9 protein-coding genes are annotated in these 10,721 nt (G+C 56.2%); 6 read left to right on the top strand and 3 right to left on the bottom strand.

The genetic code is table 11. The features are described from left to right. The coding region (locus tag HQL56_14445; GenBank protein MBF0310719.1) for a DUF4102 domain-containing protein at window positions 1-107 on the bottom strand (107 nt) is incomplete at its 3' end. A gap of 1,025 nt (window positions 108-1,132) precedes the next feature. Here HQL56_14445 and HQL56_14440 point away from each other — a divergent pair. Both HQL56_14440 and HQL56_14435 read left to right on the top strand, forming a co-directional pair. Next, complete coding sequence (locus tag HQL56_14440; GenBank protein MBF0310718.1) at window positions 1,133-1,585, top strand: hypothetical protein; 453 nt, start codon at window positions 1,133-1,135, stop codon at window positions 1,583-1,585. 367 nt (window positions 1,586-1,952) lie between these two features. Then, window positions 1,953-3,167 carry a sel1 repeat family protein gene (locus HQL56_14435; protein MBF0310717.1) on the top strand — a complete coding sequence of 405 codons (1,215 nt, stop codon included), beginning with the start codon at window positions 1,953-1,955 and terminating at the stop codon, window positions 3,165-3,167. 9 nt (window positions 3,168-3,176) lie between these two features. Here the strand turns inward: HQL56_14435 and HQL56_14430 are convergent, their stop codons facing one another. Beyond that, window positions 3,177-3,911: a cyclic nucleotide-binding domain-containing protein gene (locus HQL56_14430; GenBank protein ID MBF0310716.1), complete on the bottom strand. Its 735-nt coding sequence runs from the start codon at window positions 3,909-3,911 to the stop codon at window positions 3,177-3,179. A gap of 180 nt (window positions 3,912-4,091) precedes the next feature. On the opposite strand from HQL56_14430, the gene HQL56_14425 reads away from it, so the two are divergent. Next, entirely contained in the window at window positions 4,092-5,462 is a 1,371-nt protein-coding gene (locus HQL56_14425; GenBank protein ID MBF0310715.1) for a cold shock domain-containing protein, read from the top strand. Here the strand turns inward: HQL56_14425 and larB are convergent. Then, window positions 5,443-6,204 carry a nickel pincer cofactor biosynthesis protein LarB gene (gene larB / locus HQL56_14420; protein MBF0310714.1) on the bottom strand — a complete coding sequence of 254 codons (762 nt, stop codon included), beginning with the start codon at window positions 6,202-6,204 and terminating at the stop codon, window positions 5,443-5,445. The two genes, HQL56_14425 and larB, sit on opposite strands and share 20 nt — an antisense overlap. A 122-nt stretch (window positions 6,205-6,326) precedes the next feature. Between larB and HQL56_14415 the strand changes: the two genes are divergently transcribed. The 3 genes from HQL56_14415 to HQL56_14405 all read left to right on the top strand — a co-directional run bounded on the left by HQL56_14415 (window position 6,327) and on the right by HQL56_14405 (window position 10,330). Next, window positions 6,327-8,129, top strand: coding sequence for a PAS domain-containing protein (locus tag HQL56_14415; GenBank protein ID MBF0310713.1), 1,803 nt, complete (start codon window positions 6,327-6,329; stop codon window positions 8,127-8,129). A gap of 9 nt (window positions 8,130-8,138) precedes the next feature. Then, on the top strand, window positions 8,139-9,599 hold the full coding sequence (locus HQL56_14410) for a sigma-54-dependent Fis family transcriptional regulator (GenBank protein ID MBF0310712.1): 1,461 nt from the start codon (window positions 8,139-8,141) through the stop codon (window positions 9,597-9,599). 467 nt (window positions 9,600-10,066) lie between these two features. Beyond that, complete coding sequence (locus HQL56_14405) at window positions 10,067-10,330, top strand: hypothetical protein (protein MBF0310711.1); 264 nt, start codon at window positions 10,067-10,069, stop codon at window positions 10,328-10,330. Window positions 10,331-10,721: the final 391 nt, after the last annotated feature.

Here is a 10,721-nt window from a genome sequence, read left to right as displayed (position 1 = left end):
GGGGTGATCTTGAGCCCGAAGCCGGTCAAGTCGGAATCGAACAGGAAGGAATCCTTGTCTCCTGGTTGCGCTGCATCAACGGTTCGTTTGGTCAGCTTGATTGCCATGGTCTCCCCCTGTCGATTTTGGGTACTAGCCAAAATCCAGTACCCACATAGTACCCACTTGGAGAGAAAATAGCGGAAACAGCCGGAAACGTCAAGAGGCTAACTGACTGATTTTATATGGCAACATCTTGTAGGCGGAAACAGGAAAAAACGCACTCCTTAGGATTCCTAATCCGTAGGTCGGAGGTTCAAATCCTCTCGGGGGTACCAGTAAAATCCATATCAGCTAGCCTTTCGCCCATCCGGCTTTCGTATCGATATCTGCATAGTACCCATCCGGGGTAAACACGCCGCCTCCAATACTCAACCGATCGGCCCCGGCAAGGGGTGATTCCCTTGTCTTGCTCCCCCAGATGGGAGCGTCTCCACATGATGGGAATGCCTCCGGATACCGCCGCGGAGGGTACCTCTGCCACCTCCGCCACCGGGGGGATCACCACCCGGCCCTTCGCCTTCCAAGATTCCCGATCATCGGGACTCCGGGCAAACCGTTCAATTTCCCGGAAAGGATGCCTCGAATCCTGCCCCTTGGAGCCTCCAGGATCGAAAATCGGTCTTGTCCGGTAATTCCATTTCTGTTTCATTCGTTCATTAATACGGGGGTCCGGGGGCGATTATCGCCCCCGGCGGAGGTTTGGAGGCGGAGCCTCCAAGGTTCTGTTTTTGGTTTTCTCTTGTTCTTTTATTCCCCTGGAAGGCTCCCCTTCCAGGGGAATAAAAGAACAAAAATAAGTCAAAGACAACACATTGGGGACTCCGTCCCCAAACCCCTGCTGGGGACCATGATGGTCCCCAGACCCCTGCAATAATGCAAAAATGAAACAGAAACGGAATAATCCGGCTTCCTGGAAAGGGTGCTTTGCAAAAGGCAGCATCACCGGGACAAACAGAGAATCCTGGGGCGCAATGGACGGTTACAAAGTAGTCATTGCAATTTGGCGATTTTCATAGTACTTTTTAAGAGGTGCAAATTTATATAATTGTTTAACGATAAGGTTTAAACTCTAAACTGGAGTGATGCAGACATGGGTAATCCGGACAATAAAATAAAAGAAACTCAATATGAAACAATCAAAGTGATGAATTATGCGCAAGGAAAAGTAAGAATGCGCTTAATGGGTTTTTCTGACACGGAACGTGACGATAAAGGCCAACCGATTCTAGAAGAGCAACAGCATGTAATAATGCCAATTCAAGGATTCTTAGAATCTTTTGGAGTCATGCAAGATTTATTCAATAAGTTGCTAGAAGCGGGAATCCTTAAGCGTAATCCCCCTAAAGCTGAAGGTGATCAAGAGAACACCCAATCGGTCCCCGTGAGCGAGCCGGAGTCACACCCGCATCCGAATACACATGGTGCCAACCTGCAAGACCCGGAAAACAATACAAAACAAAAATCACACGATAACAATGATGAAAATTTTGGCGTACTCAAACGTATCTTTCAGAAGGGAACAAGGAACAAAAGTAAGCGATGATTCCGCAGAATTCACCCACTGTTCCTGAACGGCTTTGAGAGTACCGTACCTCCCCCTTTCCGGCTCTGGAAACGGGAAAAGAGCCGGATCGCGCAAAAGCGTCGTGGTCGATTCAACCTGCAGGATGGACTGAAGGGTCACTTGACCAAATGGACGAAAATCCATGCAGCGGAAGACCGCCACACTTACATTTCAATATACCGTTTCAATAGGTCAGGTCTGCTGAAGAAGACCCTGTTCGTGCCGCTTGCCGGAATGCCGTCTCCGATACGCACGATCCTTCACGGAAAAGGTCCGATTGGTCTTACTCCTCCTTCGTGATATCCTGGCCTCTTCATCAACATCGGTCTCCAGGGTCACGGCAAGCATGTCACCTTCCCGCCACCTGCAACTTTTTCTCATTCTTCTCGGTTTGCTCCTTCGGCAACCGGCCCTGGCTGCTCCCAGTTTCGAGGAGGGGATGGCCGGTCTGTTGCTGGATGACTACGCCCAGGCCCTGGAAAACCTGCGCCCTCTGGCAGAAGCCGGGCTTCCGGCGGCCCAATCCAATCTGGGGGTTCTCTACAGCAAAGGACAGGGAGTGCCGCGAGACGATCAGGAAGCCTTCAACTGGTTTCTGCGCGCCGCCGAACAGGGGCACGCCCCGGCCCAGTTCAATCTGGGCGTCCTCTTCGCCGAAGGACGGGGTCGCGAGGCCGACCTGAGCAAAGCCCGCTACTGGTTCGAACAAGCCGCCATACAAGACCACATGGAGGCTCAGTTCAATTTGGGCATTCTTAACAATCAAGGTATTGGCGGCAACCGGGACCTGGACTCCGCGGTGAAATGGTTTCGAGCCGCCGCCGCGCAGAATCATCGTGGCGCCCAATCCAACCTGGGACTGTTCTATATTCAGGGAGAAGGCGTGGCCCAGGACTTCGCTCAAGGGCTGCACTGGACCCGACTGGCCGCCAACCAGGATCATGCCCCGGCGCAGCTCAACCTGGGCATTCTCTACGTCAAAGGCGCCGGATCCGTGCTGCCTCCCGACCTCATCCAGGCCCATCACTGGATCCATCTGGCAGCCCGGCAGGGTCTCCCCGGCGCTCGGGAAGCGCGGGAAAAAATTGCGGCCCATCTCAGCCCCGATCAACTGGCTGAATCTCAACATCTGACCGACGCCTTCAAACCCACGCCGGCCGGTGCAACCGAGCTGATGTCACCAAACGCCGATACCACCCGTCCGAGGAGAGCCTCGCCACAACCGCCCGAAAAAGCCGTTCACGCCGTAACCCCTCAAGAACCGGTACGCACTGCGGAAAACAGGCAACAGCGCATCCGGAAACTGCTGGAGGCGGCGCAACTCAACATCGAACGCTCCCGGCTGGCTTCGCCCGAAGGAGGCAACAACGCTTTTGAACAATATCGGGAAATTTTGCGGCTGGATCCGAACAATCAACAAGCCAGGGCGGGACTGGCCAAAGTGGCGGCCAAATACGATGAACTGGCGCAGAAAGAACGCGGCAACAAGGGGGTGGCAAACGCTTTCAAGGAGCAGGCTCAGCGGGTACGGGCGGAGTTGAAACGCCACGCTTCCAGATAGTCCGGGGCGTCACTCCGACCCCATATGGGTCAATTGGACATTCATCTCGTCCATCACCTGGATCAGGCGTCCAATCAACTGATCCTTGAAGAATTCCTGTTCCTCCGGCGAAAGGGAGAGGCTCTCCTGACCGGCGGCCTTGTTGACCAGGTCGTCGAAATCCCCCTCTTCCGAGAGCAGCGGGGTCTGGCCGGTGACATGGGTGATGCGTTCGTTCATGTCGTTGAGGCGACCGGCCATCTGGGCGATGATTCGGGATTTGAGCTGGTTGCGCAAGGAAACGGACAGTTTCGGCAACACCTCCCGATCCAGACACATGACCAGGGCGGGATTGTCCTGCGCCCGCTCAACCAGCGGCATGCCCAGAATCTCCTCCAGCAAAGTGCGCAAGGCGGTGTCCCGAGGCAATTCCGGCGCGTGAACGATCACGTTGGAAATACGGGGCCGGTCGGTCAGAAACGAAACCTCGCCGAAACACTCACCGGTCTGCAACTGGGCCAGAGGCATGGAACTGCCGCTCTTGACCACACTGGCCTGGCCGGAGAGGAGGATGAAAAAGCTCTTTTCCTTGGCATCCTGCTGCCGGATCAGGAACTCTCCCATGCGGTAGCTGAGGAGGCGTACCCCCTGCCCCAGAAAATTCAGCAGTTCTTTCCGCTCACGCTCGGGAACCTCCTGAAAAAAGGACAACGAGGCCAGCAGCTGCAGAAGATGGGAAGAGGATACTGCCTGGAGTTCGTGCATGGTTCGCTCATGTCTCATCCGGGATTGCCGCACATCATCCCGTTTTAACAGATTATGTCGTGAAAAACCAGTCGTTGCAGCAAGCTCTTTGCAGGGGGGGCAAGAGGCCCGGGTAGACAAAGGTGCCAGTGGACTGGTATACGAAACCCCAATTCGTGGCTCTTGCAAGGATTAACCGCCGTGGGTAATGGCTCACCCTTTCATACCTCACTCCTGGCCCCGTGCGTCTGGTGTGTCCGTCTGCACAATCCCAATCGGCTGCGGGAACGCTCCGACGAGGCGGGTTGGCGCGATTTGCTGAGCCAATATTATCAAACCACGACAGAGATCGTGCATCGACACCGGGGCGAGGTGATCAAACTGGCCGGTCCCGGTCTCATTGCCCTGTTCGAACCTTCTCCCGCGCCGTTGCAGGCAGCGCTGGAGCTGCAACACACCCTTTCGCGACAGGCGCTGCCCCTGCGCATCGCCATGGCTGCCGGCCCGTTGCATCTTTTGGAACTCTCGCCTCATCTGAAGGAATACCTGGGTCTGACTCTCGATCTGGCCGCCCGACTCTGCGACCGGGCACGGGGCAACGCCATCCTGCTGGAAGAGTCGATGTGGCATGCGGCCCAAACCTGGCTGGTCCAACACGGAGCGGAATGGTTCTCCGACGCACGATTGAACCACTGTCTGCAAAGCCTGCCCCCCACGCTGCTGCCGGGTTCTCCCCACCCGGTCTCCCTGATGGCCCTGGTTTGGCGCGAAAATGCGGACTATCTGACCTCCCATCCACTGGACGGGCCCGTTCCCACTCAACCACTGCTCCCGGTTCCGGAAACATCTCCGATGCCAAGCGAAAAGAATCGCTACTTCGGGAGGGTCTCCGCCTTCAAAAAAGAGCGCGGTTTCGGTTTTATTGAATATTCCGGAAACGATAGCGATTACAACGAGATTTATGTCCACATGACATTTGTTGTAAATCAGACGCCTCTACACGAACACGACCAGGTCTACTTCGCCATCAAACCGGGCAAAGGGGGACGCCCTCAGGCCTGCTCGGTGCTGGTCATGGGCAGTCGTCTGCAGGGCCGCATCACCAATCTGCACGCCGACGGCTCCGGCGACATCACTATTCGGGACCATGACGGACAAGCGATTTCGCTGCATTTCACCAGCCATGAAAACCGGGAATGCCGCTTCACCCTGGACGAAGTGGTGGAGTTCACCGTCAATTCCGGCTCCGACGAGGAGGGCTTGACGGCAACCTTCCTCCGACCCTTCATCGGGGATCAACAAAGTGTCGGTCCGGGAGACAATCTGATCATCGGCAGCCTGGAACGGGCCACGGTGACGGTCTTTTTTCCGGAAAAGGGTTACGGTTTCGCCAAATGCCGTCGCAACAACGTCTATTTGCACATTTCGGAGATGGATCAACTGGAACCGCTGCCCCAACCCGGAGACGAGGTGCAGTTTCAGGTATCGCCCGGCCGGGACGGCACCTACCGGGCCAACAACATCATCCTGTCGTCCCACCGGGAGGAGAACATCACTCCCTCCAGCGATTGATCAATCCCGCCGCGAAACCGGCGCCGAAACCGTTATCGATGTTGACCACCGAAACATTGGAAGCGCAACTGTTGAGCATGGCCAACAGAGCCGACAAACCGCCGAAGGAGGCGCCATAGCCCTGGGAGGTCGGCACGGCGATGACCGGACGACGCACCAGCCCTCCCACCACCGACGGCAGGGCCCCTTCCATGCCCGCCACCACCACGAAGACCCGTCCCCGTTCCAGCAGCTCTTCCGCTTCGAGCAGGCGATGCAGCCCGGCCACGCCCGCGTCGAAATGGGTCACAACCCGCGCCCCGAACATGCGCGCCGTCAATACCGCCTCCGCCGCCACCGGCACATCGGCGGTCCCCGCGCACAGCACCACCACCAATCCCTCGTCGTCGGCCGTCTCTTGACGATAGAGGGCCCTGGCCAAAGGATCGTAGGCCAGCACCGGGAAGCGTTTGCGAAGCCGGTTGGCCCGTTTCGCAACCACCCGGGTGATCAGAAGATTGCCCTCATGCTCCAAGGCGTGTTCGATGATCTTTTCCAGATGGGCCATCTTTTTGCCCAGACCCAGGATCACCTCCGGAAAGCCCTGACGCAACCAGCGTTGCGTATCCACCCGCCCGATGACCTCTCCCCGGGAGCTGACCTTTTCCACCGGAAAGTGTCGCAGGCGGTTCAAGGCCTCATCAACCGCAAGCGATCCCGTGGCCACCTCTTCCAACAACGTGCGCATCTTTTCCGGGGACATGATACCGTCTGTCATGGGATATCCTCAAATCCGGCACAAGGGAAGAACGACCCGACTGTCTGACACATTGGCAGCGGGATCTTCCTGGGCTACCATGGTCGGCGGGTCAAAGGAGCCCTGCCATGATAACGCAACCAGCGGTTTTAGACAGCCTTTCCACTCCCGCCCCGACCCGAGGGGCCAATTCCGGTCGGTTGTCCATCTTCGCCGTTCTACTCTTTCTGCTGGTATTCGTCGCTGTCTACGTCATGCTTCATCTGGTCAGTTTTACCCAGTCATTTCCCCACTGGGCCACTGCCGTTCTGGAAGGTTCCGAGGGCAAAACCCTGCTGGCCGCCCTGTTGACGGCTCTGTTCGCCACTTTCACGCTCTTTTTGAGCCACCTGTTTTCCCTCTCCCGCACCTTCGCCCGTCTGCACATGGAGAATCAACTCCTGTTGCACACCATCGGGGAAGGTCTCTTCGTCACCGACGCCACAGGCCTCATCACTTTCATCAACGATGCCGCCTGCACCATTTTACATCGCCCGCGTCACGAGGTTCTGGGTCAGCCGGGACATCGGTTCCTCCGCATCCAACTGGAAAACAAAGCGGAAGAGGGAGAAAGCCCTCACCTGCTGTGTCCCATCCGGGAGGCCGTTCAATACGGCGTACAGCGTAAACAGGCCGTCGGAACACTGTTGTTGCACAACGACACCTGTTGCGAAGTGGAGTTCAGCAGCGCGCCCATACGCCAATCCGACGGCACTCCGACCGGGGCCGTGGTTTCCATCCGGGACATCACCCGCCGCCGTGAGGCGGAACGACGACTGCAGGCCTCCGAGGAGCAGTTGCGCACCCTGGTGCATTATTGTCCGGATACGATTTTGAATATCGACAAGGATGCAACCATCCTGTTTTCCAACCGCATATCAGCCAATCCCTCGAATAATACCTTCCACTTTCTGGAAGGTATGCCGGAAATCCATAAACAACGCTATCAAAAAACTCTGGAAAAAGTCTTTCACGAGGGGCAATCCGCCCAATTGCAGTATGCCCTTTCCGATGCCGAATGGTGGAGCGCCCGTTTCGTTCCCATTGTAAAGGACGAGAAGGTGGTCTCCGCCATGGTGATCAATACCGACATCACCGAACGCCGGGTCACCCAGGCCCAGGCCGTGCGCTATTCCCGGCTGGCCACCATCGGTGTTCTGGCGGCCAGCGTGGCCCACGAAGTCAACAATCCCAACAACGCCATCCGTTTCAATGCCACCTTTTTGGCCCGGGCCTGGGAGGATCTGGAACCCATTTTACGCGCCTATCAGGAACAACACGGCGACTACTCCCTGGCGGGCCTCCCCGGAGCGGAATTCCTGCAAACCGCCCCCGATCTGCTCAAACGCATCATCTCCAGCTCGGAACGCATCACCCGGATCGTGGGCAACCTGAAAAACCTCTGCAAACACGATCAGGGCCGTCTGGACGAAGTGGTCAAACCGGTGGAGGTGATCAATGAAGCGGTTTCCATCCTGCAAAATAAAATACAGAAACACTCCCGACATTTTTCCGTGGAGTTGATGGATCAGCTCCCTTCAGTCAGAGGGAATGCCTTGCAACTGGAACAGGTATTCATTAATGTCATTCTGAATGGCTTGCAAGCCCTTCCCGATCCGGAAGGCGGCGTTCTGGTGCGTGGTTGGGCGGAACCCGATAACGGTCTGGTGGTGTTCAGCGTGGAAGATCAGGGAGAAGGCATCCCTCCGGAAAATCTCGAACGCATTCTGGACCCTTTTTTCACCACTCGCCTGAATACCGGAGGCACCGGACTGGGATTGAGCATCTCCCATAAAATTCTGCAAGATCACGGGGGCAGCATCGCCTTCGAATCCGTCGTCGGCGAAGGAACAAAAGTTATTATTCGTTTGCCGCTTCACCTGCAAAACTAGCCCGATCCAATGTCCGAAACCAGCAACCGACTGCCGACATGTGAATCCCTGCCCATCCTTCTGGTGGACGACGACGAGGATATTCTTTTCGGCGCCCGCTTGTGGTTGCGCAGTTCCGGTCTGGATCAGGTGATCACCTTCCAGGACAGCCGGGAGCTTCTGCCCTATCTGGAGCGGGGCAATGCCGCCGCCATCGTGCTGGATCTTTTCATGCCCCAATTGCCCGGGCAGAAATTGTTGCCCCAGGTGGTACAACATCATCCGGAGATTCCGGTCATCGTCATGACGGCGGCTCTGGAGGCGGAAACCGCTGTCACCTGCATGAAGGAGGGGGCCTTCGACTATCTGATCAAGCCGGTGGAGGAGAACCGTTTCGTCTCCTGCGTGCAACGGGCCGTGGAATTACGGCGTCTTCGCCAGCAGGTGGGGCGCCTGCGCCATTATCTGATCTCCGACCATCTGGAACACGGGGAGGCTTTTGCCGCCATCATCACCCGAAATCGGGGCATGTATACCCTGTTTCAGTATGTAGAAGCCATCTCCCCCTCCTCGGAACCGGTGTTGATCACCGGCGAGACGGGAGTGGGAAAAGAGTTGATCGCCGAATCCATTCACACCCTCAGTGGCCGGCCGGGCAAGCTGATTCAGGTCAATGCCGCCGGTCTGGACGACGTACTCTTTTCCGATACCCTTTTCGGGCATCGCAAGGGCGCGTTTACCGGCGCGGATCAGAACCGGGACGGACTGATCACCCAGGCCGCATCGGGCACCCTGTTTCTCGACGAGATCGGGGATCTGACCATTCCCTCTCAGATCAAGCTGTTGCGCCTGTTGCAAAACCGTCAGTATCTGCCGCTGGGCGCCGATGTGCCGCGCACCAGCGACGCCCGCATCGTGGCGGCGTCCAACAAACCATTGGAGCAACTGGTGCAGAGTGGTCGTTTCCGGCCCGATCTCTACTACCGTCTCTCCTCGCATCCGGTGCAGGTTCCGCCGTTGCGGGACCGCAAGGAGGATATTCCCCTGTTGGTCGAGTATTTCCTGAAAGAGGCGGTTTCCTCCCTCAACAAGACCATTCCAACCATTCCACCGGAGCTGATCACCCTGTTACAGGCCCACCATTTTCCAGGCAATGTACGGGAATTACGGGCCATGATTTTTGATGCGGTGGCCCGCAACCGTCACCCGACCCTTTCTTTGGAAAGTTTCAAAAGCATCGTTCTCAAACCGGTTCTGCCCGGTACAAACGGCAGCAACGGCGCCGGAGAAGAGCCCTTCTGGCAAAATCAGAGGGGACGGCTGCCGACGTTGAAGGAGGTTGAACAACAGCTTATTCAGGAAGCTCTGCGGCGGGCCAACCAGAATCAGGGCATTGCCGCCTCGTTTCTCGGTATTTCCCGCCAGGCTCTCAATCAGCGGTTGAAGCGCATGACGGAAAACGGCCCTTCGATGGATTATCCGGAAGATTGAGAGGGAAATACAAAAATCTATAAGTTAATCAATACTATAATTTGAGTAATTTTACTTTCAATCTTTTGTCATTAAAAAATAAAATGTTCCCTCCTTTGACTTTCTGGTATTTGCCTGCACCACCCGGCTGACAGGCATCGATTCCTGGAAATCCGATACCGCCCGACCTCGGCCAGCCCTTGGCGAGGGAGTGCAAGATTTCTTGCACCTGTCCGAAAGGATTGCCAATAATTTTTTATCAGCAATTTCAATTCGTTACCAAATATTGGATCCATCATTATGATCAATCCTTGCACCCCTCCCCCTGAATAACCCGGGCCAGGTTCTGGTAACCTACTGTTTATACAATAAATAATTCTTCCCCAAGTGGCACTCTTTATGCGGTATTCCTTTACGTAAAACGACCTGTTCAACAGGCACGATTTGTCCAATACGTTGGGAGACACCGAGCAGGAGAGGGTCATTCCATGAAAGACAACACCATATCCTTACGCAACAGTGCCTTCTTTTTGACCTCGTTTCAGGAGGTGCGCAGCTGGTGGATCGGCATCCGCCGGGTGGACCGGGGAGGTCAGAAGGTGATCGTGCCGTTGCGTTTTGCCAGTGAGGAAGAGGCGGTGTCGGGCTTTGCCCTGGTCAAGGCCATGGTGGATGCGGATTTGTGCCGCCCGGTTCAAGCCAACAGCGAGCGCGAGGCCCTGGAACGCATGCGCAACCTCATGGGCTGGTAGTCGTGAAGCGGCTTCTTCAGTACGATATCCCCGAAGGATGCGGGTCTTTGTCCGGCGTTGTCGCCGAAGGCCGCAACCGTATTTGACCGCTCGTCCTGCCTGACCCGGTGCGGCTTGTACCGCCCGCACCTCCCGAGAGGAACCGATTCACCCATCGGGCCTTCGGTATTCCCTTCTTCGCTTTGATGATTTCGCTTCGTCCCTTTCTATTTTCGCAGGCCGCAACCATCTATTCCTTCAAATATTCCAATGAAAGTAATCCAGCCATGGCAAAACCACATGCCAAATCTGGACGGAATTTCAATTTATCGTATCTGTTCAGCCATACGGGGGGTTCGGGGGGGGGAGGGGGGGTGGATATACCGCGTCCACTTTGGAATGCGTAATTTTT

Source organism: Magnetococcales bacterium (assembly GCA_015231925.1).
Classification (GTDB): domain Bacteria; phylum Pseudomonadota; class Magnetococcia; order Magnetococcales; family JADGAQ01; genus JADGAQ01.
Note: the sequence above shows the minus strand (reverse complement) of the source record. Positions and strands in the feature narration are given on the sequence as shown.